23 protein-coding genes and 5 pseudogenes are annotated in these 24050 nt (G+C 57.6%); 19 read left to right on the top strand and 9 right to left on the bottom strand.

Annotated elements, in window-relative coordinates; genetic code table 11:
• The 5 genes and pseudogenes from P6U16_RS27180 to P6U16_RS27160 all read right to left on the bottom strand — a co-directional run bounded on the left by P6U16_RS27180 (position 1) and on the right by P6U16_RS27160 (position 3946).
• Positions 1-689: pseudogene (locus tag P6U16_RS27180) on the bottom strand (ABC transporter permease).
• Positions 690-698: 9 nt separating this feature from the next.
• Positions 699-1420, bottom strand: a pseudogene (locus P6U16_RS27175) (ABC transporter permease subunit).
• A 72-nt stretch (positions 1421-1492) separates the two neighbouring features.
• Positions 1493-2254: a transporter substrate-binding domain-containing protein gene (locus tag P6U16_RS27170; RefSeq protein WP_209856353.1), complete on the bottom strand. Its 762-nt coding sequence runs from the start codon at positions 2252-2254 to the stop codon at positions 1493-1495.
• Positions 2255-2293: 39 nt separating this feature from the next.
• Positions 2294-3075, bottom strand: a pseudogene (locus P6U16_RS27165) (ABC transporter ATP-binding protein).
• 184 nt (positions 3076-3259) lie between these two features.
• Complete coding sequence (locus tag P6U16_RS27160) at positions 3260-3946, bottom strand: B3/4 domain-containing protein (RefSeq protein ID WP_277704996.1); 687 nt, start codon at positions 3944-3946, stop codon at positions 3260-3262.
• A 43-nt stretch (positions 3947-3989) separates the two neighbouring features.
• Here P6U16_RS27160 and P6U16_RS27155 point away from each other — a divergent pair, with 43 nt between their 5' ends.
• Together P6U16_RS27155 and P6U16_RS27150 are read left to right on the top strand one after the other, a co-directional pair.
• Positions 3990-4616 (top strand): helix-turn-helix domain-containing protein, encoded by a 627-nt coding sequence (locus tag P6U16_RS27155; RefSeq protein ID WP_277704995.1) that lies wholly within the window; start codon positions 3990-3992, stop codon positions 4614-4616.
• Between the two features lie 151 nt (positions 4617-4767).
• Positions 4768-6018 carry an aminotransferase class I/II-fold pyridoxal phosphate-dependent enzyme gene (locus P6U16_RS27150; RefSeq protein WP_277704994.1) on the top strand — a complete coding sequence of 417 codons (1251 nt, stop codon included), beginning with the start codon at positions 4768-4770 and terminating at the stop codon, positions 6016-6018.
• An 82-nt stretch (positions 6019-6100) separates the two neighbouring features.
• On the opposite strand, the gene P6U16_RS27145 is transcribed toward P6U16_RS27150, so the two are convergent.
• Positions 6101-7453, bottom strand: coding sequence for a sigma 54-interacting transcriptional regulator (locus P6U16_RS27145; RefSeq protein ID WP_277704993.1), 1353 nt, complete (start codon positions 7451-7453; stop codon positions 6101-6103).
• Positions 7454-7714: 261 nt separating this feature from the next.
• Here P6U16_RS27145 and P6U16_RS27140 point away from each other — a divergent pair, with 261 nt between their 5' ends.
• The 11 genes and pseudogenes from P6U16_RS27140 (at position 7715) to P6U16_RS27090 (ending at position 16483) form a co-directional block, all read left to right on the top strand.
• On the top strand, positions 7715-8545 hold the full coding sequence (locus tag P6U16_RS27140) for an alpha/beta fold hydrolase (RefSeq protein ID WP_277704992.1): 831 nt from the start codon (positions 7715-7717) through the stop codon (positions 8543-8545).
• A gap of 13 nt (positions 8546-8558) precedes the next feature.
• Positions 8559-10181 carry an MFS transporter gene (locus tag P6U16_RS27135; RefSeq protein ID WP_277704991.1) on the top strand — a complete coding sequence of 541 codons (1623 nt, stop codon included), beginning with the start codon at positions 8559-8561 and terminating at the stop codon, positions 10179-10181.
• Positions 10182-10827: 646 nt separating this feature from the next.
• Positions 10828-11802 carry a GTP-binding protein gene (locus P6U16_RS27130; RefSeq protein ID WP_277704990.1) on the top strand — a complete coding sequence of 325 codons (975 nt, stop codon included), beginning with the start codon at positions 10828-10830 and terminating at the stop codon, positions 11800-11802.
• 45 nt (positions 11803-11847) lie between these two features.
• On the top strand, positions 11848-12348 hold the full coding sequence (locus P6U16_RS27125) for a DUF1097 domain-containing protein (protein WP_277704989.1): 501 nt from the start codon (positions 11848-11850) through the stop codon (positions 12346-12348).
• Between the two features lie 26 nt (positions 12349-12374).
• Positions 12375-13118 carry a nitrile hydratase subunit beta gene (gene nthB, locus P6U16_RS27120; protein WP_277704988.1) on the top strand — a complete coding sequence of 248 codons (744 nt, stop codon included), beginning with the start codon at positions 12375-12377 and terminating at the stop codon, positions 13116-13118.
• 28 nt (positions 13119-13146) lie between these two features.
• A complete protein-coding gene (gene nthA / locus P6U16_RS27115; protein ID WP_277704987.1) occupies positions 13147-13764 on the top strand; it encodes a nitrile hydratase subunit alpha in 618 nt (205 codons plus the stop codon).
• A gap of 11 nt (positions 13765-13775) precedes the next feature.
• Positions 13776-14102 carry a nitrile hydratase accessory protein gene (locus P6U16_RS27110; RefSeq protein ID WP_277704986.1) on the top strand — a complete coding sequence of 109 codons (327 nt, stop codon included), beginning with the start codon at positions 13776-13778 and terminating at the stop codon, positions 14100-14102.
• Between the two features lie 60 nt (positions 14103-14162).
• Complete coding sequence (locus P6U16_RS27105; protein WP_277704985.1) at positions 14163-14351, top strand: CbtB domain-containing protein; 189 nt, start codon at positions 14163-14165, stop codon at positions 14349-14351.
• An 11-nt stretch (positions 14352-14362) separates the two neighbouring features.
• Complete coding sequence (locus tag P6U16_RS27100) at positions 14363-15088, top strand: CbtA family protein (protein ID WP_277704984.1); 726 nt, start codon at positions 14363-14365, stop codon at positions 15086-15088.
• Entirely contained in the window at positions 15085-15402 is a 318-nt protein-coding gene (locus P6U16_RS27095; protein WP_277704983.1) for a hypothetical protein, read from the top strand. Before P6U16_RS27100 ends, P6U16_RS27095 begins: the two co-directional genes overlap by 4 nt.
• A 5-nt stretch (positions 15403-15407) precedes the next feature.
• A pseudogene (locus tag P6U16_RS27090) lies at positions 15408-16483 on the top strand (helix-turn-helix domain-containing protein).
• Positions 16484-16526: 43 nt separating this feature from the next.
• Here P6U16_RS27090 and P6U16_RS27085 read toward each other — a convergent pair.
• Both P6U16_RS27085 and P6U16_RS27080 read right to left on the bottom strand, forming a co-directional pair.
• A pseudogene (locus P6U16_RS27085) lies at positions 16527-16652 on the bottom strand (hypothetical protein); the annotation flags it as partial.
• A gap of 61 nt (positions 16653-16713) precedes the next feature.
• A complete protein-coding gene (locus P6U16_RS27080) occupies positions 16714-17190 on the bottom strand; it encodes an Lrp/AsnC family transcriptional regulator (RefSeq protein WP_277704982.1) in 477 nt (158 codons plus the stop codon).
• A 104-nt stretch (positions 17191-17294) separates the two neighbouring features.
• Here P6U16_RS27080 and P6U16_RS28630 point away from each other — a divergent pair, with 104 nt between their 5' ends.
• The 6 genes from P6U16_RS28630 to P6U16_RS27055 all read left to right on the top strand — a co-directional run bounded on the left by P6U16_RS28630 (position 17295) and on the right by P6U16_RS27055 (position 23529).
• Positions 17295-17735, top strand: coding sequence for a pyridoxal-phosphate dependent enzyme (locus tag P6U16_RS28630; RefSeq protein WP_349017766.1), 441 nt, complete (start codon positions 17295-17297; stop codon positions 17733-17735).
• Between the two features lie 38 nt (positions 17736-17773).
• Positions 17774-18493, top strand: coding sequence for a diaminopropionate ammonia-lyase (locus P6U16_RS28625; protein WP_349017765.1), 720 nt, complete (start codon positions 17774-17776; stop codon positions 18491-18493).
• Between the two features lie 44 nt (positions 18494-18537).
• Positions 18538-19710, top strand: a complete 1173-nt coding sequence (locus tag P6U16_RS27070; RefSeq protein WP_209856392.1) for a Xaa-Pro peptidase family protein — start codon at positions 18538-18540, stop codon at positions 19708-19710.
• Positions 19711-19906: 196 nt separating this feature from the next.
• Complete coding sequence (locus P6U16_RS27065) at positions 19907-20629, top strand: transporter substrate-binding domain-containing protein (RefSeq protein WP_277704981.1); 723 nt, start codon at positions 19907-19909, stop codon at positions 20627-20629.
• A gap of 59 nt (positions 20630-20688) precedes the next feature.
• Positions 20689-22197, top strand: a complete 1509-nt coding sequence (locus tag P6U16_RS27060) for an amino acid ABC transporter permease/ATP-binding protein (protein ID WP_277704980.1) — start codon at positions 20689-20691, stop codon at positions 22195-22197.
• Between the two features lie 87 nt (positions 22198-22284).
• Positions 22285-23529, top strand: a complete 1245-nt coding sequence (locus P6U16_RS27055) for a Zn-dependent hydrolase (protein WP_277704979.1) — start codon at positions 22285-22287, stop codon at positions 23527-23529.
• Here P6U16_RS27055 and P6U16_RS27050 read toward each other — a convergent pair whose 3' ends face one another.
• The gene (locus P6U16_RS27050) at positions 23530-24033 is read right to left on the bottom strand and encodes a hypothetical protein (RefSeq protein WP_277704978.1); all 504 of its coding nucleotides are present in this window, start codon (positions 24031-24033) and stop codon (positions 23530-23532) included. It abuts the gene before it with no gap.
• Between the last annotated feature and the right edge of the window lie 17 nt (positions 24034-24050).

Here is a 24050-nt window from a genome sequence, read left to right as displayed (position 1 = left end):
TCAGCGCCTGACCGGGATGGCGTTTTCCAGCCTCTGGAACCCTTGTGTAATCAGGAAAGTCAGGCTGACGTAAAAGACAGTGACGAGGAGGAGTGGCTCGTAGACGAGGAGTGTATCCTGGCGGATTTTGTAGGCAGCACCGTAGAGATCCATCACGGTCACCGAAAATACGATCGGTGTTGCCTTGAGCTGCAGGACGACCTCGCCGGCAAAGGTCGGAAGTCCAATCCGGATTGCTCTCGGTAGCCAGATCCGGCGCAGAATCATCCAGGGTGACATGCCAACGGCGCGAGCGGCTTCAAGCTCTCCTTTCGGGACCGCCAGCATGGCGCCGCGAAGAATCTCCCCTGGTAAGCGGCGAAGTTGAGCGTCAGGGCCAACGCCGCAAAGAACAAGCCCTCTCGCAAGACCGGCCAAAGAAAGCTGCTCCGCAATCCAGGGATATGCGGCAGATACGAGCCCAGACCATAGTAGATGAGCCAAAGCTGGATGAGCAACGGCGTGCCGCGAAAGAATGTGCAGTACGACTTGGAGAGCCAACGGGCGATGGAACCACGGCCGACCTGGGCAATCGCCAGGAGGATAGCGAGCGCAAACCCCAACGTGACCGAAATTGCCAGCAGCAGGCATGTCAGGAAGGCACCATAGAGCAGCAAGTCCTGGTATTCGAAAATCCAGCTGAAATCCATGTCCGCCTCCTATGCTACTGGTCGTTGGCCGCGGCGGAAGTAGGCTTCGAGCGCGGAGAACAGCAGGTTCGATAGAATTGTGATGACGAGATAAAGTGCCGCCGCAGCCAGGAAGAAGACCATGTACTGCTTGGTGTTGCTCGCGGCGACGCGTGCCGCAAGAGCCAGTTCCTGATAGCCGACGACGGCAATCAGGGCGCTGTCCTTGATCACGGACATCCACAGATTGGCAAAGCCGGGCAGTGCATTGGGGATGAGAGCCGGTAAGACGATGCGTCGGAAGCGCAAGCCTGGCCGCATCCCAAAGGACTTGGCGGCTTCAAGCTGGCCAACAGGAATGGCGAGGATCGCGCCCCGCAAAACCTCGGTCATGTAGGCTCCCTGAACAAAGCCCAGCACCGCGATTGCTGCGACCAGGCCATTGACCTCGACTGGGCCAAGGCCCGCCATGGCAAGAATCCGATTCAGCCCATCCGTTCCCGCATAGTAGAGCGAGACGATCAGGATGAGCTCCGGCACGGCACGGACGATCGTCGTATAGACATTGAGAGCATATTGCAGTGGGGCAAACCCACTCAACTTGCCGAGTGCGCCGAACAAGCCCAGCACCATTCCAAACAGATAGGCACCAAACGAGATAAACAGGGTCGCGAACGCGCCGGTGATCAATACGCCGCCCCAGCCGGGAGGGAAATCGACAGCATGTCCAGAATGGAACTTGGGGAACTCATGGGAAGCCTTCCAGAACAGGACCGGCAGATTTGCCACCAACGGCTGGTGACAAATCCGCCTCGCCCGTGGACTCAATAGGGGTCGTAGTCGAAGTACTTCTTGCTGAACTCGGCATAGGTGCCGTTCGCCCTGACAGCTTTGATCGCACCATTCAGCTTTTCGCGAAGCTCGTCGTCGCCTTTGCGGACACCACCGCCGACGCCAGCGCCAAGAACTGCATCATCTGCCTCGACACTGCCTTTATATTCGCAGCACTCCTTGCCGAGATCGGTTTTCAGGAGTTCCTTGAGCGGTCCCGTGTCGGCAAAGATGTAGTCGACGCGGCCCGACGCGAGGTCCTGGAATGATTCATCGACGGTCGCATAACTTTTCTCGGTCGCAATTTCGGCGAAATGCTTCTTGAAGTAAGCCGACTGGGTCGTCGACACGGCGATGCCGACGGTCTTTCCTTTCAGCTGCTCGGCGGTCGCGCCGATGACGCCATCCTTGGCGCCAATCATGCCGGCGAGAGCCGAGTAATATTTGTCCGTGAAATCGATGCGCTTCTTGCGCTCGTCGGTGATCGACATCGAAGACCAGATCACGTCGATCTTCTTGCTCTCCAGAGCCGGAATGAGGCCGTCCCAGGAGACGTCGACGATCGTGCATTGTTCCTTCAGCTCTTTGCAGATCGCATCCATCAGATCGATCTCCCAGCCAATCGCTTTTCCCGAAGCGTCCTTCGTAGTGTAGGGCGCATAGGCCTCATTGACCACGCCGAAGCGGATTTCCGCTTGGGCGCTCGTCGCCAGCATGAATGCTGCGACAGCTAGAGCTTTTCCCAAATGCTTCATCTTAGGGTTCCCCTTTTTCTGTTGGGATGGTGGTGGTGGTTAGTGCGAACCGGCTGCAACAAACTCCTTGCAGCGTGCGCTGGTGGGTGCACCAAAGACCTGGGCCGGAGGGCCGAGTTCCTCGACCTGGCCCTGGTGCAAAAACATGACGCGGGTGGAAACGTCGCGTGCGAACTTCATCTCGTGGGTGACCATCACCATGGTGCGGCCTTCCTCGGCCAGCCCACGGATGACCTTGAGCACTTCGCCGACGAGTTCCGGATCGAGTGCCGAGGTCGGTTCATCAAACAGCATCACTGCCGGATCGACGCAGAGCGCGCGGGCAATCGACGCACGTTGCTGCTGGCCGCCGGAAAGGAAGGCGGGGTAGGTGTCCTTCTTGTCGTAGAGACCGACTTTGGCCAGTAGCGCCTCGGCCTTTTCGATCGCCGCTTTGCGCTCGATACGCAGGACGTGGATCGGGGCCTCGATGACGTTCTGGAGAATGGTCATGTGCGGCCAGAGATTGAAGCTCTGGAAGACCATGCCGAGGCCACTTCTCAGCCTCTCGATCTGCCGCCAGTTGGCGGGGTGGCATTTGCCGTCACGGCCCTTGCGGAAGATCACGTCTTCGCCGTTGATCTGGAAGGTTCCTTGGTCAGGAATTTCGAGGAAGTTGATGCAGCGCAGGAACGTGCTCTTTCCTGAGCCCGAAGATCCGATGATCGAGACCACGTCGCCCTTCTCCGCTGAAAGGAGATCCCCTTCAGCACCTTGTGCGCGCCGTAGCTCTTGTGAACGTCGCTCACCAGCAAAGCTGGCTTGACTGTTTCGATGTACATTTCACCTCCATTGACTTGCGAGCGTTGGCCCACTCCTCCGCGGGCAAAGCTTCGCCATCGCCGTATCTGACAGCGCCATCATTCGTGGTTGCGAGTGTAAAAAATGGACGCGAACGTCCGCACGCGCCGCCTAAACGGCGCACGTTCCTCACCCTGCCATTGTCTCGGATTTACCGCCGGCGCGTTAGCCGGCTATAATCTTGTGTCTGTAGACCTCACAGCCTGGTGCCAGTTGCCTTAAACCGTTCACCAGCATGTTGGCCGCCTCCTCTAGCGCCTCCTCAGGCATTGTCGCCAAACTTTCCAAGATGAACCACATCCGTCCGCCCAGCGTCTCCAGTCGGGTCCGGGTACCTTGCCGCCAGTTCCAGCGCCGGCACGTGACACCGATATCGTCGCGCCAGATGACTTCACCCTTGGTAGGGTTTTCGATGACCGCCTCTCCGTTCATCACCGTGTCGAACACTTCGGTTCCGTCGGCAACAGACAGCTGTGGCTTGCCGACATAGGCGTCGAAGTTTTCTCCACCGACCGGTATGGCAAAACGTAAGCTGACTGCGTTGTAGAGATCGACGATCGGGTTGATCGAAGGGATACGGCCGTCCTTCTCCACCCGCTTCTTCAGCGCCTGTGCAGAACAGGGCGTGCGATTTGGTTTTGCTCCAAACCGGCTATAGGTGTCGGACCAACTTGCCAGATGTGCTTCACTCCAGGCTGGCCCTCCAGCTCGGACAAAATCACAAGCCTCTTCCAGCACATTTCTGGCTATGGTGCCGCGCGTGTCATCCTTGATATCAACGAAGACGCTGATCGCGCGAAAGTCTGGTGCGATGTTTGCGATTTCTTTATCGATGACCGGAAATTCCAACATGCCCTCTAGCTCCCATTGACCAATTTAGTCTATAATACTGACCATGGAAAAGAAAGTCAATATATCGACCGAAGCGGTCACCGACGTCGAACGCGTCAGTGCAACCGTGTCCCAGAACCTCAAATTGTTCAGGAAACAGAATGGCCTGACACTCGATGAGTTGTCGCGCAAATCCGGCGTCAGCAAAGGCATGCTGGTCGAAATTGAAAAGGGCAGCGCAAACCCGAGCATTGCGACGCTCTGCCGAGCAGCGACCGCATTGGGCGTTTCTGTCGCCGATTTCGTCGGGGTCGCAGTCAACGTGCCTGTGCGCATCGTTCCACCTGAGGACGCCTCCGTCCTTTGGCGCGGTCCGAAGGGCGGGAGTGCCACTCTCCTGGTTGGGACCCACGGGCCGGATGAAATCGAGCTTTGGCGCTGGACGCTGTTTCCCGGTGAGGTTTTCGAATCGCCCGGCCATTCGGCCGGAACACTCGAACTGCTGAATGTGGAAACCGGTGCGCTTACCTTGAAACTGGCTGACAGTGAGCACCTCGTTAAAGCGGGCTCTTCGGTTTTGGCACGGACGGAAGACAAACATGCCTACATGAATTGTGGCAAGGAGGAGCTCCGCTTTGTAATGACTGTCGCGGAGCTGCAGCGTCCGCGCGTGAGAACGGGCGGCCTGTAAATACAACTGCTTCTGCTTGAGGTCGGACCGAAGCACTTTTGGGTTGGCGGAGCAAAAAACGTTGCCGCATGCACCGGCCGTCTCCTGAAATCGAACGCCGTGAGCCTAACGCCACATCGATGGTCACGCTCATCTTCACTGGCGCACCCTAATGCGCGCCGACCGGATGGCCGCAGCGGCCGATATTCGAATACCGTCTGGAACAGAGATTGATTGGTCTAGTCCACCGATGAGGTACAAGTTCATGCGAGATCGCGATGAGTTAGATGCGGCCGATCCGGAGTTCGACGAACTCGGATTCTCGACGCGTGCTATCCACCAACCGGTCGACCTGTCATTGAACCGTCCCGCTCAATTGGTCAGAGAAATCAGCGGTGCAGACAACAACGCCCACTCTGCGACGGACATGCTCGAGAAGACATTGGCTCGCCTCGAAGGAGCCGAGGCCGGCTTGGTCCTTTCATCAGGGTTGGCCGCCTTCAATATGCTCGCACTGGCGCTTCTCTCCGAAGGCGACGAGATGATTGTCCACAGACAAGTTTGTACCGATACGGCCGCTCTGATGGAGAAGACGCTAACGCGGGCCGGCATCACAATGGTCCCGGTTGATCTGTCGCTTCCGGCAAACATCTACCGTGCGGTGACACCTCGAACGCGTCTCATTTATTTTGATACGCCGACAAATCCTCTCGGCGACATCCTCGACATTGCTGCAATCGCAAAATGCGGTCGCTCCTGCGGCCTCAAGATCGTCGTTGACAGCACATTCGCTTCGCCAGCCTTGCAGCGCCCGATTGAGCACGGCGCCGATATTGTCCTGCAATCACTTACCAAATACATCAACGGTCATGGCGACACACTCGGCGGCGCCCTGCTGGGAGACACCGCAACCATTCAAAAACTGCGGGAAACCAGCCTTCGTTTTCCTGAGGCGACCGTGATTTCACCGCAGGCTTCGTTCCTCATCCTTCGTGGTGTGAAAACACTTGCTCTCAGGATGGATCGGCACAGTTCCGCCGCCCATGCGATCGCGCTGACATTGGAAACCCATCCGGCAGTGGCGTGGGTAAGATATCCCTTTCTTCCATCTCACCCGAACCATTCAATCGCTCGCAGGCAGATGTCAGGTGGCTCGGGAATGTTGGCTTTCGGCCTTCGTGCGGGCAGGGATGGTGCCACGGCGATGATCAGCAGACTGCGGCTTATACAGTCGGGCGTCAATCTGGCAGAGGTCGGCAGCCTCATATGCCATTCGGCCCGCCTCACCAGCACCCGCCACCTGTCCCTTTCAGGAGGCGGTCTTTGCGACGCGCTTGGAGATGACGTCATCCGCTGCTCCGTCGGCCTGGAGGATGCCGAGGATCTTATCGAAGACATCCTGGAGGCTCTGGATTTTGGCTGAGCGTTTGTCTTGCCCGACCACGCGAGCCAAGGCGGCGGGAATTGTTTGCGGCTGAAAACGGGGCGACTTCCTTGAAGGCAAGCTATTTTGCGCCCGGCTCCTTGAGAAGGCGATAGAGGTGGGCCCGGCTGATACCGAGCAATTCAGCGGCACGGCTCCTGTTACCGCGCGTTTGTTTGAGAGCGGAGCGGATCTCCGCGTCCGTTTGGGATCGGATCCTGTCTTTGAGTGGTGGCGTTGCGTCTGGCTCCGCCGGGGTTGAGGAAACCTCCTGGGCAGAAATGGCGAGTGTCCCGGTAATGATCATTCGCGTCAGCGCGTTTTCGAGCTCGCGCACGTTTCCTGGCCATGCATATCCCATCAACAGATTGCGATCGTGATCGGTCAGGTTTGGTGTGGGCTTACCAAGCCGACCTGCGATGCGCGCAAGCAAGCACTCGGCAAGGTGTGGGATATCGTTCCTATGCCGCAGGGGAGGGACGTTGATCGGCAAAACATTCAGCCGGTGATACAGGTCCTCGCGAAAGCGGCCCACCTTCACCAGGTCAAGAAGAGCTCTATTGGTCGCGCAGACGATGCTCGAGTCGATACTGACCGGATTGGTACCGCCGACACGTACGATTTCGTTCATCTGCAGAACGCGCAACAAACTGCCCTGAAGGGCGAGCGGCATGTCGCCGATCTCGTCCAGGAAAAGCACGCCGCCTGTGGCAAGCTCAAACTTGCCCGGTTTGCCTTGGCTGCGAGCGCCCGTGAAAGCACCGCCTTCGTAACCAAAGAGCTCGGCTTCAATCAGCTCGCTGGGAATGGACGCGCAGTTGACCCACACAAAGGGTCCACTACGCCTATCCGACAGTGCATGAAGGGCATGCGCGGCCAGTTCCTTGCCCGCGCCGGTCTCGCCACAAATCATCACAGGCAAATCATACGCAGCGGCCACCTTGATGGCGTCACGATAGGAATCCATCAACTCACCCGTGCCGATGATGTCATTCAGGCTGAACTTCGATTGCCACGCTCTAGGACGTTGCGGAATGGCGAGTTCCGCTTTCGATATGCGGCTGTAGGTCTTCTTCAAGGCATCATAGTCAGAGAAGAGGGCAAGCCCGACCGCGCCGATGATCTTGCCGTCCCGGTGCACTGGAACTTGCTTCGTTACCAGTTTATGGCCACGAACCTCGAGCGGATAACCGACATGGGTGCCGATCCCGCGTGCAACGAAATGTAGCTTGGTCTGTGGCCCTACCACATCGGTTATGTGGCGCCCGAGGAAGTCATCGGCCTCACCGCCGAGCAGCCGGCAGTAGGGCTCATTGATCAGGACGATTGTCCCGGCTGTATCGACGGCGACCAGACAGTCTGAGACATGATCGAGCACGAGACGGAGAAACCCGGCTTCTTCCGATGAACCTGCGAACCACTCCGGAAGCGTCATCTCAGCCTGACCTGGTTGGAACCCCAATGAAATTGCGTCACTGTCACTCTACCGACTAATCGTCTCTAAAGCGAGACAATATGTGTCTCTATTAGGTGACGGTGTGTGCGGGATACTCACGGACAAGTGTTTGTCGATCGGCGAGGAGGTTTCGAAATTTGCACATGTTTCCAGCTGGTTGAGCAATGGTGACCCTCCGAAACCGCCAACTGGCCCGCCCCTTGCGATGCTCCCGGTGTAGAAACCTAAAGGGGAGCAGAAATGATGCATATCGAAACCATGACAATCGGCGATACGGTTGTGCACGTGTCGGGCGCCGGTTTGCCGCTTGTGTTCGTGCACGGGTTCACGACCACAGCCCAATTCTGGCGGGAGCAAATTGAGGCGTTCTCGTCCCGTTACAGGGTCATCCGCATCAATCTTCCGGGACACGGTGTATCGCCACGACCGGAGGGACGCAGCTACACAATCGCGGCCTTCGCAAATGATATCCTTGCGGTCTATCGTGCACTCGAAATCGACGAAGCCATTCTCGTCGGCCTCTCAATGGGAGGAACGGTGGCGCAGACCTTTACCCTGTCCCACCCCGAGCGTGTCCGCGCGCTTGTGCTTGTCGGGGCAACGCCCCACGGACTTGGGGCGGATGTCAACGTCGACAATGTTCTCAAGGCCATCGATGACCACGGCGTTGTCCATGCGAGCCAGAATGTCATCGAGCGCTCATTCGGCCGTACAGCCGGCAGAGACCTTGTCGAATTTGCCAGACAAGAGGTTGCCCAAACGCCGGCTTTTGTTGCACGGGAGGCGATCGCCTCACTCAATGCGTCGGACAGCCGGGCCAATCTTCACGATATCGGCGTACCCACGCTGGTCGTGGTCGGCACTGAGGACATCATCACGCCACCCGGCGAATCCGTTATTCTCGCAGAGGGTATTCCGGAAAGCCGGCTTGAGGTTATAGCGGACGCGGGTCATTTCCCAATGCTCGAGCAGCCGCAGGTCTTCAACCATGTCCTCGAGAGCTTTCTCAAGGACTGCGATATTCGTTTTTCTCGGTCGAGCGGCACAGGCCTCTCGCATCAAACCGTTTGAGTGGGAGGCTCACATGTCTGTTCAAGAGATGACTTCACAGATCAAGCCAAAGGCGCACGATCTGGACCGCAACACGAAACGGACCGTTTTTGCGGCCGCGCTCGGAACCGTTTTCGAATGGTATGACTTCTTTATCTACGGATCCCTAGCCGCCTTCTTCAGCACGTTGTTTTTCCCAAAGGGTAATGAAACCGCGGCTTTGCTCGCCGCGCTTGCGACCTTCGGCGCGGGCTTCGTCCTTCGACCCTTTGGTGCAATCGTCTTTGGCAGGCTCGGTGACCTTGTCGGCCGGAAGAAAACCTTCCTCGTGACCATGCTGATCATGGGCCTCGCCACCGCAGCAATTGGCCTGTTGCCCACCTACGAGTCAATCGGATGGGCAGCTCCCGCCCTGCTTGTGGGACTGCGCCTGCTACAGGGTCTGGCGGTCGGCGGCGAGTTCGGTGGTGCCGTCACCTACGTTGCAGAACATTCCGACCCCGACCGGCGAGGCCTCACGACAAGCTGGATTCAGATCACCGCAACGCTTGGCCTATTCCTGTCACTGATCGTGATCGTTCTTTGCCGATCCTCGTTGTCGGCGGAGGATTTTGCGAGCTGGGGATGGCGCATACCCTTCATTGGTTCAATCCTGCTTTTGATCCTGTCGCTCTACATCCGCCTCAAACTGCATGAGTCGCCGGTCTTTAAGGAAATGAAGGCGCAAGGAAAAGGCTCGAAGAACCCAATCGCCGAGACCTTAGGTGATCGCAAGAACTTGCGCCTTGTGCTGGTAGCGATCTTCGGCGTCGTCGCGGGTCAGGCGGTCATCTGGTACACGGGCCATTTCTACAGCCTGTATTTCATGACGACCATCCTCAAGATGACTCATGATCAGGCGAACTTCTACCTTCTCGTGGCGCTCACACTCGGCACCCCGTTCTTCCTGTTCTTCGGCTGGCTTTCCGACAGGATTGGGCGGAAGTGGATTGTCGTAACCGGATGCGCCCTGTCGGCTCTGCTGATCATGCCACTTTTCCAAGCGCTGGCAACCTATGGCAATCCGGCGCTGACGGAGTTCCGTGCCAAAACCTCCTTGGTGCTGGTGGGCAATGATTGCGACCATGATCAATCCTTTATCGGGCAATTGTTCCGGCCGCAGGCAACGACGGAATGCCAAAAGGCGAAGGCGTTGCTAACTGGGCGTGCCGTACCTTACACCGTGAAGGTTGATGGCGAGCCTCTCCGAATCCAGATCAATGGCGGTGAGGCGAAATCCATGAATGAGGGCGAGCTCGTTGCCGCCCTGACGGAAGTGGGGATGCCGGTGGCAAAGGCCCCGGTCCAGCCGAATGGTCCCATGGTCGTCCTCGTGCTCTTTGCCTTGGTTTTCCTCGCGACAATGGTCTACGGACCGCTCGGGGCGCTTCTGGTTGAACTCTTTCCCGTTCGGATACGCTACAGCGGTGTTTCGGTTGCCCTGCAACTCGGCAATGGATGGATCGGTGGATTTGCGCCTTTCGTGGCAACGGCAGTTGTGCTCACGACAGGAAATATCTTCGGTGGTCTCTGGTACACAGTCGCCATTGCCGGTTTGACGGCAGTGATTGGTGCACTTCTCCTTCCGGAAACGCGGGGGCGCGATCTGAACACATAATCTTTACAACGAGGGGCGCCCCGCGCAGGGGACTTCGGTGAATATGGCTCCCGCCCCACTGCCTTGAGAACCGCATCGAAAGTCCGGGCACTTGTCCGGACTTTTCTGTCACGGGACGGCCATGACAGCCCGAAGAAGTCGTAGCTTGCAGATTATCATCTTCCGGACAAGCTTAACCGCTGAGATCGACACCGTGCATCGCAAGTGCGCCCGAGATCTCCGGGCCGATGATCGGGCGACACATCTGAGGCTTGGCCACACGCGCACACCAGGACCTCGGCCTGTTGCGCCACCGGTCTGCTAAAGCGGGTAAAATGGAATTTTGCAAATCTGGGGACCATTCCAGGTTAAAAACGAGAGCGCATTGAAATTGACTACAATAAAATCATACCCTGCCTACGTTTTAAGCATGCAGTTTATTTAAGCAGCAGCCGCGGTAAAGTACGAAAATTTGGCGGTTTCTGCTGTTATTTTGGCCGGAAATGCATGCCTTGGCCCTATTGCGCAATTGGCCGGTTTTACCTGTAATGCGGCTTAAGCAAGCCTAGCGGCTCGCCAGTAATAGTACCTCTAAATTGAGAATTGGCTGAGATCGAACCCGCTTTAAGCGAGACGGCGAAGCTATGCAAACACGGAGCAAGCGGCAATGTCGAAGTTGAAAACAACAATCCTGACGGGGTTTCTGGGCGCGGGGAAGACAACCCTGCTGAACCGGATCTTGAGCTTGGGAAGCGCCGAGCGTGTCGCAGTCATCGTCAACGAGTATGGGGAGGTCGGGATAGATGGACAGCTCGTCGTTCAGACCAAGGATGAAATCGTCGAGCTCAACAATGGTTGCATTTGCTGCACGGTCCGTGACGATCTTATCGCCGCCATCCGCAGCCTGCTCGCATCTGGACGACCAATCGACCGTTTCATAATCGAGACGTCGGGGCTCGCCGACCCCGCCCCGGTCATACAGTCGTTCATTCTCGACGAGGTTCTATCGGCAAGGCTTGAGCTCGATGCGATCGTGACAGTTGTCGACGCGCGTCACATATCGCGCCAGCTCTCGCAGGAGGCGGCGGTCGAGCAGATCAGTTTCGCCGACGTCCTCTTGCTCAACAAGATCGATCTTGAAGACGAATATCGTTTGATCGAAATCGAACAGGACCTGAAGAGGCGCAACCCGCTGGCCCGGATCATCCGCACAAGTTCCTGCGACGTGGAACTGGCGGACGTCCTGGGGATCGGCGCCTTCGACCTCAAAAACATTCTGGCGATCGATCCGAACATTCTGGACGAACATGCCCACGAGCACGACCAAACGATCGGCTGCGTCGCTATCCGCGACTACGAGGCTCTCGACCCGGCCGCCCTCAACCGTTGGCTCAACCGGCTTGTCCAGGAGATCGGCACCGATCTTTTCCGCATGAAGGGTGTGTTGAACTTCGCCGGCGAGGCGAGGCGATACGTCTTCCATGGCGTCCATATGACCCTGGAAGGACGCCCCGGCAAGATCTGGCAGCCCTCCGAGGCTCGCCTGAGCGACTTGGTCTTTATCGGTCGCAATCTCGACGAACGCGGCTTGCGCGAGGGTTTCAGAAGCTGCCTTGCCAATCCGCATGCGCTCGCTTCCTGACCCCTTCATTCCGGAAATGCCACTTGTCCATCAAGGAGACAGAACATGCCCCCTCTCGTTGCCGCAATGATCAGCCTTGGCGTCCTGGGCGCGATCGATACCTACATTACCGCGACCGTATTTCCCGTTCCCGTCTGGGTGACGTTCATCGCCTGGGCTTCCTTCTTCGCTTGTGGCGGTGGCCAGCGCGGACTGATCAAAAGCATTGTTTCGAACTGGACGGGCATCATCATCGCTACGATCACGCTCCTAATCATCCAGTTCGGACCAGCCTATCCAATCTTCGCTGCCGTCCTGGTCGGTCTCGGCACGTCGGCAATGGTACTTGCTTCCTCCATTCCGATCCTGAGCTTCACTCCAGCGATCGTCTTTGGCTTCGCCTCCTTCGTTGGCACGACGGCCGCCACCAACACCACCGTTGCGACCTCCGGCATCAATCATCCAACACTCGTCGCGATGGCCGCCATGCTCCTTGGGGGCGTCTTCGGGTTGCTCTCCGAAATGGGCACCAATCTCCTGGCGGCCAAGAAGCCGATCACCGCCTAATTCCGCAACGCAGAAAGGACAACGTCATGAAACTGCAACACTATCTAGGCGGGCTTGAGGGTCTAGGCCCGGTGAGCACCGAAACTCGCGTTTTCGTCGAGACCTGGGAAACCCGCATCTTCGGCATCCATACGGCTATGATGGCGCTTTCCTCGCAACTGCCACTTCCCCCGACACCGTCCAAATTCACGACTGTTTGGACATGGGCGGACCTTCGAAAGGGTGCCGAATCCCTGAACCCGTTCGATTATTTCAAATTCCGCTATTACGAAAAATGGCTTGGCGGCATTTCCGGCTACTTCATCGACAACGGATATATCACCGCGGAAGAACTCGACGCGTTGACGGAAGAATTTTATAGAGATCCGTCGAAGCCGTTCCCGGCCGCCGGCGACGCGGCCATCGACAACCGGGTCGTGCAATATCTCGTCGAAGGCGACAGCCCGAAGCGCGACACGAATGTGTCTTTTGATTTCGCGGTCGGTGACTTGGTTTCAATCAAGAACGTTCCCTCCATCGAGCACACCAGACTTCCGGGCTTTCTTCGCAACAAGAGCGGTACCGTCGAGACGGTTTATGACGGAGCCTACGTCTACCTCTGCGATACAGGGACTGACGGCATCGGCGCTGCAATGCCCGTCTACTGCATTCGGTTCGAACCGGAAGACCTCTGGCCCGGCAACACTGAGAAAAACTTCAGTCTCTACGCCGATCTGTATTCGCACTACGTCGAAGCGCCTGCGGCAGCATCTGCCAAACAGGCTGCTTGACCCGCCATCCAATAGGAGCACACATCACATGATCGACCGCTTTCAATATCGCGAGGATCGCGAAGCCTACAGCGCCGCGCGGGTCAAGGCTCTCGAAGCCCTGCTGATCAAAAAGGGCATTATTACGGACAAGACCGTCGACACGGTCCTCGACTTCTTCGAAACGAAGATGGGACCCTTCAACGGTGCAAAGATCGTCGCCCGAGCCTGGGTTGACCCGTCCTTCAAAGATCGGCTCGTGACAGACACACCGGCGGCGATCGCCGAACTCAATCTGCCCGAGGGCATGGCAGGCGCCGAGGGCGAGCATATGCGTGCCGTCGCGAACTCGCCGGATGTGCACAACCTTATCATATGCACACTTTGCTCCTGCTATCCCTGGCCGGTCCTGGGGCTGCCTCCCTACTGGTACAAGGATCCCACCTTTCGCAGCCGCGCCGCCCGAGAACCACGCGCTGTTCTGGGCGAGTTCGGACTCCCGGTCCCCGAAGCCATCGAAATCAAAGTGTGGGATTCCAGTGCGCAGATCCGCTGGTTCGTCATTCCTGAACGTCCGGTTGGCACAGAAGGAATGACGGAAGCGGAACTCGAGGCGCTCGTCACTCCCGAGGCAATGATGGGCGTCGCCATCGCCAAGGCCGCGTGAGGCCGTCGACGATGCTGACCCAGTTCGAACACTTCGCAATCACTGAGATGATGGGGAAGACCGATAATCCTCCTCGCGCCAACGGGTCTCTCTGCTTCGGTTCGCAGTGGGAGCGGTCCTCGTTCGGAATAGCCCTGGCGCTCGCCAAGAACGGCATTTTTGAGTGGGATGATTTTCGCGACGAACTGATCTCGACGATCAAGGCCTGGGAGGATGCCCATCCTGTCGATCGCTCGACATGGAACTACTACGACCAGTTCCTGGCGGCGCTCGAGAAGGCAGTCGTCAAGGCTGGCATCATCGATCCCGAAGAGATCCGGGCCGTGCTCGCGGCCTGATCAAAAACAGCAACAGATACTTCGCAAAGGGCACGCCGCCCGTCTCGAAAGGTACGAAAAATGTCAGTATCCGCAACTTCAAACATCTCGACGCCAATCATAGCGAACTCCGCAGCCAGAATTCTTCAGGCGGCGATGGCCTTGTGCTTTGGCGCGATCATCGTCGGCTTCGTAGGGTTCTCCCATATCGAGATCGTTCACAACGCAGCGCATGACACCCGTCATGCCAATGCGTTTCCTTGCCACTGAGGGCCTCTGAAATGTCTTTGTTTCGCTCCATCGTTTTTACCGCTGCCCTTACCGGCGTCATCGTTGGTGTGTCCGTAAGCGCGGTTCAGTTTGCCGGCACAAGCCAGTTGATCGCCAAGGCGGAAGTCTACGAAAAAGCGGGCGACGTGGAGCCCGAGGCGATCACCAAGTCCCCCATGGCGGATGCCCACGTCCATGAAGCTGGTCACGATCACGAAGAAGGCGCCTGGGAACCCGCAGACGGGTTTGAACGAATGGCGTTCACGGTGGCCGCCAACATGCTGACCGCGATTGGATATGCGCTGGTGCTGTGCGGCCTTATCGCAACGCGCGGAAAACCCGTAACGTGGCGCGAAGGCCTGCTTTGGGGATTGGCAGGGTTCGCATGTGTAATGCTCGCTCCCATGCTGGGTCTGCCGCCCGAACTGCCAGGGACACCCTCTGCTCCGCTTGGTGACCGGCAACTCTGGTGGATCGGAACCGCCCTGGCGACTGCCGCGGGCATCGGACTGATCGCGTTCAAGCGTAAGCCATGGGCGGCCCTGATTGCCATCGCGCTGATCGCCGCGCCTCATTTGATCGGCGCCCCTGCAGCGCCAGAAGGGACGCACGCGCTGGCTCCGGAAGCTCTCGAGCGTCAATTTGTTGCCGCGGCAGTCATGACCAGCCTCGCGTTCTGGGCGCTCTTGGGCTCGTTGAGCGGGACACTCTTCAACCGCTTCGAACGCGCGACGTGAGCAACGATATGATCTGGAGGGACGACCTCGATGCCCTGCAGTTTGCCGCCGGAAATGGTGGCAACTGCATCGTTCATCGCCGAGCATTCCGTGCACTATTGTTCAAATTCCCAGTGCAGCAAGACTGCGTCGAATTCTATGAACAGAACGACGTCGCATTTGAAGCGGCAGCAAAGGCGAAGATCGACAAGGGGGATGTCCATGAGGGATGCAACTTCCACCTTAACAGCAGGCAGATACGACGCAGCCTGACGCGAGGGGACTGGCAGCGATCTTGCATGACCAATTTGGTGAATGACAAACCAGGAGGCTAAAGCCCATGCGAATCGTCATCCTCGCGCCCCCGGCGTACAGTCACTCGACATCGTTGGTCCCGCCGAGGTCTTCTGGGAGGCGGCAAGACGATTGGGCGACATGGACGCTTACGATATCCAAATCATGTCGACTGGCGCCCCTTCCGTGGCGGGAACGGGTCAGTTGCGGTTCATGGCCGATCGGACAATCTTCGATGAGGACGAGGATATCGACACCCTACTCGTAGCAGGCGATCCGGCCTTCTTCGAAATCGACCCAGCCGTCATCGCCTGGCTCCAGCGTCGAGTACCGACGGCCAGACGGTTCGGATCGATCTGCACTGGAGTGTTCCTGCTCGCCGCCGCCGGTCTTCTCGACGGAAAAAGGGTTACCACGCATTGGGAATGCGCCGCGAAGTTCAGCGACGAATATCCCGATATCGATCTGGATGCCGACGCCATCTACGTGCGCGACGGGTCTCTGATAACGGCTGCCGGTGTCACGGCAGGTATCGATCTCGCATTGTCGCTCGTCGAGGAAGACCATGGCAAGGACACCGCAATGATCGTTGCGCGCTACATGGTCATGTTCATGAAAAGACCTGGCGGACAGTCGCAGTTCAGTGCGTATCTCGTCGGCCAGATGTCGGAAACGACCCTGATCCAGAAGGCCCAGGAGTACGTTTTGTCGAATTTGAACCGCGACCTCGACGTGGAGAGTCTTGCCCACGAGGTCGGCATGAGCACCCGGAACTTCGCTCGGGTCTTCCGTAAGGAGCTCGGCTTCACGCCGGCGGAATTCGTTGCAGCCGCCCGCACGGACGCTGCGAGACGACTGCTGCAGGACACCACGCAGCCGCTCTTGAGGATCGCTACCACTTGCGGCTTCGCGGACGTGAATGCTATGCGCCGGGTCTTCGCCAAAACCATCGGCGTAAGTCCGAATGACTACAGGAGCCGTTTCCAGACATCGTCGAAGCCATCGCAAACCATGCCTATTGGCGATGCTAAAGGGCACCCGCGGAGGGCTCTCGCGATGGAGATAGCGTTAGCTACCTCCCATCCTGGCGCGGTCAGCGGGCGAGGAGCGCGAGCGGTTTGAGTTCGAGTCTGTGGCATTGAATTTCTTCACACACCAACCGACCCAGGATGATCGGAAAGTCCGGGCCAACCGCCCCCCGAATGGCAGCGACGACCTCGCTTGCGAACCGTGACCGCTCCTTGATCGTCGCACCACCATAGCGATCGGTACGGCAGTTGGTGCCTGACCATAAACGAACGATATTCGAACCCTGTTGACCCGCAACGCTCAGTCATTGGTTCAAACGGGTCTCACACCGGAATTGGGCCGTGGGTCTTGACGTTTTCCATGGACACGCAGGTGCGGAAACTTTTGACGTTGCCCGCGTCGAAAAACAACCTCCGCGTGACCTCATTGTACTCTGCCATGTCCTTCACGTTGAGGATCAGGATGAAGTCCATCTCGCCAGTAACGTAATAGCACTGCTGAACCTGTGGACACCGGTTGAAGCGATCCTTCATTGCATCCAGCAGGTCCAACCGTTCATTCTCGGTGGTGACATGGACGATGATCGTCAGCGGCCGCCCGACGGCAGTCTCGTCCAGCACCGCAATATCTTGTCGGATGACTTTTGTTTCGCGCAGATGCTGAAGTCGGCGTGCGACCGCGGGAGGCGACAGCCCAATTTTCTCTGCGATGACGCGTTGAGACGCATGGTTGTCCTGCTGCACCATGCGCAGGATTTTCACATCGAAGTCATCGAGCTCAACTGCGATAGATCGAACCATATTTCCCCTCGTTCGCGCAAACTTCTTGCAAAGACTATGTGAAATGAGAGCGCAAATAAAGGTCGTTCCGCAATATTGTCTCGCAATCGACGAACGAGGCGGCCATGATCCATTTCCATTCTCCCGACCACGACCTTCTAACCGAGTCCGACAAGGTGCTTCTCGGCGCTGCGGCGCCGAACCTTGTACGCCCCTACCTCAGCCTCTGGCGAAACGAACGTTCAACGCCGCTGATCTTGCTGCCAGAGATCGCGCAGGCAACCGAAGTGGCGACGGTCGTAATGAAGGACGAGGGACAGCGGTTAGGTCTCGGCAGCTTCAAGGCTCTTGGCGGGGCATATGCGGTGATGACCCTTTTTAAGCGCATGCTGGAGGCGCACCTCGAAGACAACATCTCCATCGCGCAGCTCATCTCTCCAGCAGCTCGTGGATTCGCGGCATCGATTACGTTCTGCTGCGCCACCGATGGAAACCATGGGAAGTCGGTGGCCGCCGGCGCGCGCATTCTCGGTTGCCGTTCGGTCATCTTTGTCCATGAGGGGTGACAACCGCCCGCGCTGCGGCGATCGGCGCGGATGAAATCGTGCGTGTCAAGGGCAACTACGACATGTCTGTCGATGAAGCCGAACGGGTCAGCAAGGAGCGCGGTTGGGTGCTCGTTTCAGATACATCGTGGGAGGGTTACGAGGAGATCCCATCGTTGGTGGCGCAGGGGTATACGATTCTCGCTGAAGAGGCCTTGGATCAGATCGAAGAACTTAACATCGATCCGCCAACCCATGTGTTTCTACAGGCAGGGGTCGGTGGCTTTGCGAGCAGCATTTCGCTCCATCTCAGTGAGGCGCTTGGACACGAGAACATAAAGACGATTGTCGTCGAACCTGACCGTGCAGCCTGCCTGTTCATGTCTGCAAAGGCCGGACGGCTCTCTTCGTTTTCTCCCACCGAACCAACCATCATGGCCATGCTTGAGTGCTACACGCCGTCTCTGGTCGCCTGGCGGATCCTGAACGCAACCGCAACCGCCTTCGCCACAGTTTCGGAAGAGGAGGCGAAGGACGCCATGCGCAAGCTGGCCTTTCGAGAACAGCCTATTGTCGCGGGCGAAAGTGGTTGCGCCGGGCTGGCGGGGCTGCTGGCCGTTGCCGGTGATCCAGAGGTGCGCAGGAGACTTGGCCTCAACGATAGTAGCCGCGTCCTTCTCATCAACACGGAAAGTGCAACCGATCCAGCTTCTTACGAAAACATAGTCGGTTCAACCGCTGATGAAGTGCTTCGGAACGTTGCCAACCATTCAAGCTGATATGCCAAATCCCAATCAAACCAACCTATAGAAAGGGAACAAAAATGAGCGCCATCAACATTCCCCAGCGCGGCTTTTCGCCAAAAGAATTCGAGACCCGCGTCGAGCGCGCAAGACAGATCATGCACAGGCACAAGTTCGATGCGCTGCTGGTCTCTTCGCCGCCAAATGTCCGCTACTTCACGGGATTTGACTCCCAGTTCTGGGAAAGCCCGACCAGGCCGTGGTTCGTTGTCGTTCCGCTCGAAGGTGATCCGGTAGCCGTCATCCCGGAAATCGGGGCGCCGGAAATGGCGCTGACCTGGATGAAAGATATTCGCACCTGGCAGGCTCCGAATCCCGAGGATGACGGCATCTCTCTGCTCAAATCGACGATCGAAAGCTTTCCACGGCGCTATGGTCGCATTGGTGCGGAGCTTGGCCGCGAGATGGCGCTGCGCATGCCTGTGTCGGATCTGCTTAGGTTGCGCGATACCCTCGCGCTTGAGATCGCCGATGGATCGCCCTGCATCTGGGAAATCCGCATGGTCAAGACCCCGGCGGAAATCGACCACATCCATTACATTTGCCAAATTGCAAGCGATGCTTACGAGGCCCTCCCCGCGAGTATTTCGATCGGCGAGAGCGAACGCGAGATCGCCCGAAAGTTACGGATTGACATTGCCCGCCGTGGTGCGGACGCCACCCCATTCATGCCGGCGATCTCCGGACCAGGCGGCGTGTCGCAGATCGTGTGTGGGCCCCACGACCGTCTGATCCAGGCGGGTGACGTCCTTTTTATCGATACAGGTTCAACATTTGACGGGTACTTCTGTGACTTCGATCGGAACTACGCGATCGGCAGCATCTCCGATGAAGCGAAACGCGTTCACGACGCCCTTTGGCTGGCGACGGAGGCCGGAATCGCTGCGGCTGTGCCTGGCGCGAAGACCGACGACGTGTTCCGCGCCATGGCGAAGATCATCGACGATGCCGGTGCCATCGGCAACAACGTCGGCCGCCTTGGCCACGGGTTGGGATTGCAGCTGACCGAACCGCCTTCCCATAGGCTCGGTGATGGCACCGTGATCGTCGAGAATATGGTGCTGACCATCGAACCCGGAATGGAATACGCACCAGGGAAAATGATCGTCCACGAAGAGAACATCGCCATCACCAAGGACGGACCGCGGCTCCTTACCAAGCGCGCCCCGCGGGAGATGCCAACAATCCGCTAAGAGTTTCGGGAGGGAAAACGGAGGAGGACTGCTTCAACACCGCGCGGATGGTCCGCACGGGAAACACAAAAAGGGGAATAAAATGCACAAGAAAATTATTTCGGCCGTCGTAGTGGCATTCACCGCATTGGCCACAATGACCGCAAGTGGATCGTCTGCGGCAGCGGGAAACCTCAAGACGATTACCGAGGGGACTTTGCTGGTCGGCTCGGACCAGGTGTACCCGCCTTACGACTATCTTGAGGATGGTGTGACGAAGGGCTTTGACGCCGATGTCATGGCTATCATAGCGCCGAAGCTAGGTGTGGAAGTGACGTTTATGGATACGCGCTTTGCCAGCCTCATCCCGGGTCTTCAGGCAAACCGCTTTGATATGATCGCGTCTGCGCTCTATGTCACGCCTGCGCGCGCCAAAGTGGTTGATTACATCGCTTATGCCAAAACGGGCGGCTCGTTGATGGTGCGCGCCGACGACACCTTCGAACCAAAGACACCGGAAGACCTTTGCGGCAAGCGGGTGGCTAACCTCAAGGGCGCGGCCTGGGTGCCCGAACTGCAGAAGGTTTCGCAAGAGAAATGCGGTTCCAACCCAATCGACGTCAAGGAGTTCGCAACGTCGGCCGAAGCAGCGCAAGCACTCCTGTCGCGCGGCGCCGATGTCGTGTTCGACGATGCCGGTGTATCAAAAGCGGCATTGGTTGCATCGGGTGACCGACTGAAGATCACGTCCTCTGAAATTCTCTTTCCGGTCATCATGGGACTGGCGGTGAAGAAAGGCAATGATCAGTTGCTTGCCGGACTCAAAGAGGCGTTCGAGCCGCAGAAATCGAGTGAGGAATACAAGGCGATTCTCGCCAAATACAACCTTGATCTCCCGACCGATGCCGAAATCGCCTCTGCGTTGACCGAGGCCAAGTAACCTCACTCCGTCCCGGGTCGCCTTGGTGGCCCGGGCATCCTCTGTTGGAAACTGAAGATATGGCTTTCGATTGGTCTTACACAGTCGGGCTCCTGTGGAGCCGCGACTTTTGGAATGCGACCTTGCTGGTCGTCGAGCTCAGCGTTGCGACATGGGTGCTAGCCGTAGTCCTTGGCTTTTTCGTCGCCCTTGCCGACCGCTCCGGCCTCATGGTTGTGAGGCGCGCTGCTGCACTATACGTCTGGTTCTTTAGGAGCCTTCCGCTTCTCGTGCTGCTAATCTTTGTCTACAACCTGCCCCAGGCCTTTCCCTCGACGTCGGCTCTCCTCTCGATCCCCTTCGTTGCGGGGCTCTTGGCCATGGTGCTGAGCGAGACGGCGTACATCGCGGAAATTCACCGCGGCGCTCTTGTTTCGGTGGGAAAGGGCCAGTACGAGGCGGGTCGCGTCCTTGGCCTCTCACGGGCTGGAATCCAGCGCCTGATTGTGATCCCACAGGCACTGCGTATTGCTCTTCCCTCGCTTGGTAACGAGTTCGTATCGATCGTAAAGCTGACATCACTCGTGTCGGTCATTTCGCTCGCCGAAATCCTCCTGGTCGGTCAACGCTACTACACCCAAAACTTCAAGGTCATCGAAACGATGGTGGCCGTCGCCTTCTACTATATCCTGATCGTCACCGTTTTTGATACCGGACTGAAGGCACTCGAACGGCGGCTGGACTTTTCCAGACGCTTGGCCGAGCTAACCACGGAGGATGTGGCATCGAACGGCGAGATTGCAGAAGAAATCGGCACCGACAGTCCGCCAGCGTCCAGGCAGCCTGCCATCCGGCTAGAGCGCGGTGGCAAGTCATTCGGTATTTATCCGGTCTTCCAGGATCTGAACCTTGCCGTGAAACCCGGTGAAGTTGTCTCCATTATCGGACCGTCAGGATCTGGGAAAACCACACTCATTCGCTCACTGAACGGACTCGAAACGCTTGAGCACGGCCTGGTCTATCTCGAAGAGAAACCCTTCCTTGCGGGGGCGAAAGAGAAGCTCGCCAAATCACTCCGTCATGTCAGCAGCGACGCACTCCGGATTGGAATGGTTTTCCAGAACTTCAATCTCTTCCCGCACCGCACAGCGCTTGAGAACGTCATGATCGGCCCCCTGTATCACAAGCGCGCAAGTGCTTCGGAGCTTCGGCAGGAAGCGCGGACCATGCTCAACGATGTCGGAATGCTTGTCCACGAGAACAAGTATCCGCATCAACTTTCCGGAGGCCAGCAACAGCGCGTCGCCATAGCGCGCGCGCTCGCAATGCACCCGTCGATTCTCTTGTTCGACGAACCCACATCCGCGCTTGATCCCGAAACCGTCGGCGAAGTGCTCCGGATCATGGCCGCGCTGGCGCGATCGGGTCGGACTATGGTGATCGTCACACACGAGATGAAGTTTGCAATGGAGGTCTCCGACCGGGTCGTCTTTATGGAGAAAGGACGGATCGTGTTTGACGGATCTCCGGCGCTACTGGCCGAGCGAAGGAGAGAGGACGGTCGACTGGCGGAATTTGTCCGCATCTAAGGGAGTAATGATGGCAGCGCGGGCGATTTCAGATGAACAAAAGCTGGCTGAGGCAACAACGCTTCACGCCGATACCAAAGGTCAAATATGAGCGATATCTCAGTTGATGGGGACCGTCTCCTAGGGCGTCTCAAGGAGCTTGGAAATATCGGACGTGACGCTGGTGGGCGACTTGTCCGGCTTGCCGGATCTGACGGCGACAAACTTGGGAGAGACCTCTTCGTTTGCTGGCTCAGCCAAGCAGGTCTCGACGTTGCAGTCGACCGTATCGGCAATATCTTTGGTATATGGTGCCCGGCCGGAACTGAAGACTGCCAGCCCCTCATGCTTGGTTCACATATCGACACCGTCATCAATGCCGGTATTTACGATGGATGCTACGGCGTTGTCGCCGGGCTTGAAGTAATACAGGCCCTCAAGGCGGCAAATTTTCGGCCGATACGTCCAATAGCGGTTGCAGCCTTCACCAATGAGGAGGGTGTGCGGTTCGCACCTGACATGATGGGGTCGCTGGTCTATGCCCGGGGCTTGGACGTGGATGCCGCGCTCTCGACGGTCGGCACCGATGGAGCGATCCTCGGCGAGGAACTCAAACGCATCGGTTACGCTGGAGCGGAAGCGCCTGGGTTCCTGAAGCCCTTTGCCTACGTAGAGCTTCACATTGAACAGGGCCCTGTCCTGGAAAGGGAGGGTATCGCCCTGGGAGCGGTGGAGAACCTGCAAGGTATCTCCTGGCAAAGGATTACGGTTGAGGGCACCGCCAACCACGCCGGGACAACCCCAATTAACATGCGGGCGGATGCGGGCTACGGAGCCGCCCGTATCATTGCCTATCTTCGCGAACGTGCCCGTTCTTCAGCTACCCCCACGGTTGCGACGGTCGGCTGCCTCGAACTCGAACCCAATGCGATCAACGTCATTCCGTCTCGCGCTACGTTGACCGTCGATCTTCGCGACCCATTCGAGCATAGGCTCAAAGAGGAAAGTGGAGCATTAGGGGCATTTTTGGAGATGCTGGCACGGGAGGAACAATTGCTGATATCAGTTGAGCAACTGGCTCAGTCCAGTCCTGTCGCCTTTAACCGGGAGATCGTGCAAATGATTGAAGGTGCTGCGGAAAAGCGCGGTCTTACCTGCCGCCGCATGACCTCCGGCGCTGGGCATGACGCGCAGATGATCGCACCAATCGCGCCAACCGCGATGATTTTTGTTCCCAGCTGCGGCGGCATCAGTCACAACCCTGCCGAATATACATCAAAGGCCGACTTGGTCGCAGGTGCCAACGTACTGATGGATGTCGTTCGCCATATCTCATCGCAAGCGTGTATATAGCTAGCACCGAGAATTTGACTTCTCGAAGCTGCCATGCGCAAGCGTGAACTGATGGATATCGGCGCTGGCAAGCTTTATGTGCGTCGCGACCAAGACGACAGGTTCAAGGAAAGGTCGGCATACCGGGAACTCTTTTGCCCCGCCGGCCGGATTTTTGCACAGCCGTTTTCGCTTGTTTGCTGCGCAGTACATATAGACATTATCGCGTATATGCGGCATAATGGTTATATTTGCTGCGCAGGGAATATCTGTGGAAGAGCCCATAGCTTTCGATATGTTGAGTGAGTTGACGACCAGCCTTACGGAGGCAGGCGGGGAAATCACATCCGAGCCCATGGTTGAGCCGCAGATGGGAAACTCTCGCGCAGATTTCCTTATAGATGCGCGATTTTCCGACGCACCCTTCAAGCTTGTTATCGAAGCCAAGAGATCGGCTTTTCCAAGAGACGTCAGGGAAGCAATCTGGCAGCTAAAAAGATACATTGCAGCGATGCCGCTGGGCAATGCCAGAGTTCTCCCCT

Source organism: Rhizobium sp. 32-5/1 (assembly GCF_029537235.1).
GTDB lineage: Bacteria > Pseudomonadota > Alphaproteobacteria > Rhizobiales > Rhizobiaceae > Pararhizobium.
Note: the sequence above shows the minus strand (reverse complement) of the source record. Positions and strands in the feature narration are given on the sequence as shown.

What these genes read in the sequence shown, in the direction of transcription:
- P6U16_RS27170 (WP_209856353.1), bottom strand. Translation starts at nt 2,254, where the DNA reads ATGAAGCATTTGGGAAAAGCTCTAGCTGTCGCAGCATTCATGCTGGCG.
- P6U16_RS27160 (WP_277704996.1), bottom strand. Translation starts at nt 3,946, where the DNA reads ATGTTGGAATTTCCGGTCATCGATAAAGAAATCGCAAACATCGCACCA.
- P6U16_RS27155 (WP_277704995.1), top strand. Translation starts at nt 3,990, where the DNA reads ATGGAAAAGAAAGTCAATATATCGACCGAAGCGGTCACCGACGTCGAA.
- P6U16_RS27150 (WP_277704994.1), top strand. Translation starts at nt 4,768, where the DNA reads ATGCGCGCCGACCGGATGGCCGCAGCGGCCGATATTCGAATACCGTCT.
- P6U16_RS27145 (WP_277704993.1), bottom strand. Translation starts at nt 7,453, where the DNA reads ATGACGCTTCCGGAGTGGTTCGCAGGTTCATCGGAAGAAGCCGGGTTT.
- P6U16_RS27140 (WP_277704992.1), top strand. Translation starts at nt 7,715, where the DNA reads ATGATGCATATCGAAACCATGACAATCGGCGATACGGTTGTGCACGTG.
- P6U16_RS27135 (WP_277704991.1), top strand. Translation starts at nt 8,559, where the DNA reads ATGTCTGTTCAAGAGATGACTTCACAGATCAAGCCAAAGGCGCACGAT.
- P6U16_RS27130 (WP_277704990.1), top strand. Translation starts at nt 10,828, where the DNA reads ATGTCGAAGTTGAAAACAACAATCCTGACGGGGTTTCTGGGCGCGGGG.
- P6U16_RS27125 (WP_277704989.1), top strand. Translation starts at nt 11,848, where the DNA reads ATGCCCCCTCTCGTTGCCGCAATGATCAGCCTTGGCGTCCTGGGCGCG.
- nthB (WP_277704988.1), top strand. Translation starts at nt 12,375, where the DNA reads ATGAAACTGCAACACTATCTAGGCGGGCTTGAGGGTCTAGGCCCGGTG.
- nthA (WP_277704987.1), top strand. Translation starts at nt 13,147, where the DNA reads ATGATCGACCGCTTTCAATATCGCGAGGATCGCGAAGCCTACAGCGCC.
- P6U16_RS27110 (WP_277704986.1), top strand. Translation starts at nt 13,776, where the DNA reads ATGCTGACCCAGTTCGAACACTTCGCAATCACTGAGATGATGGGGAAG.
- P6U16_RS27105 (WP_277704985.1), top strand. Translation starts at nt 14,163, where the DNA reads ATGTCAGTATCCGCAACTTCAAACATCTCGACGCCAATCATAGCGAAC.
- P6U16_RS27100 (WP_277704984.1), top strand. Translation starts at nt 14,363, where the DNA reads ATGTCTTTGTTTCGCTCCATCGTTTTTACCGCTGCCCTTACCGGCGTC.
- P6U16_RS27080 (WP_277704982.1), bottom strand. Translation starts at nt 17,190, where the DNA reads ATGGTTCGATCTATCGCAGTTGAGCTCGATGACTTCGATGTGAAAATC.
- P6U16_RS28630 (WP_349017766.1), top strand. Translation starts at nt 17,295, where the DNA reads ATGATCCATTTCCATTCTCCCGACCACGACCTTCTAACCGAGTCCGAC.
- P6U16_RS27070 (WP_209856392.1), top strand. Translation starts at nt 18,538, where the DNA reads ATGAGCGCCATCAACATTCCCCAGCGCGGCTTTTCGCCAAAAGAATTC.
- P6U16_RS27060 (WP_277704980.1), top strand. Translation starts at nt 20,689, where the DNA reads ATGGCTTTCGATTGGTCTTACACAGTCGGGCTCCTGTGGAGCCGCGAC.
- P6U16_RS27055 (WP_277704979.1), top strand. Translation starts at nt 22,285, where the DNA reads ATGAGCGATATCTCAGTTGATGGGGACCGTCTCCTAGGGCGTCTCAAG.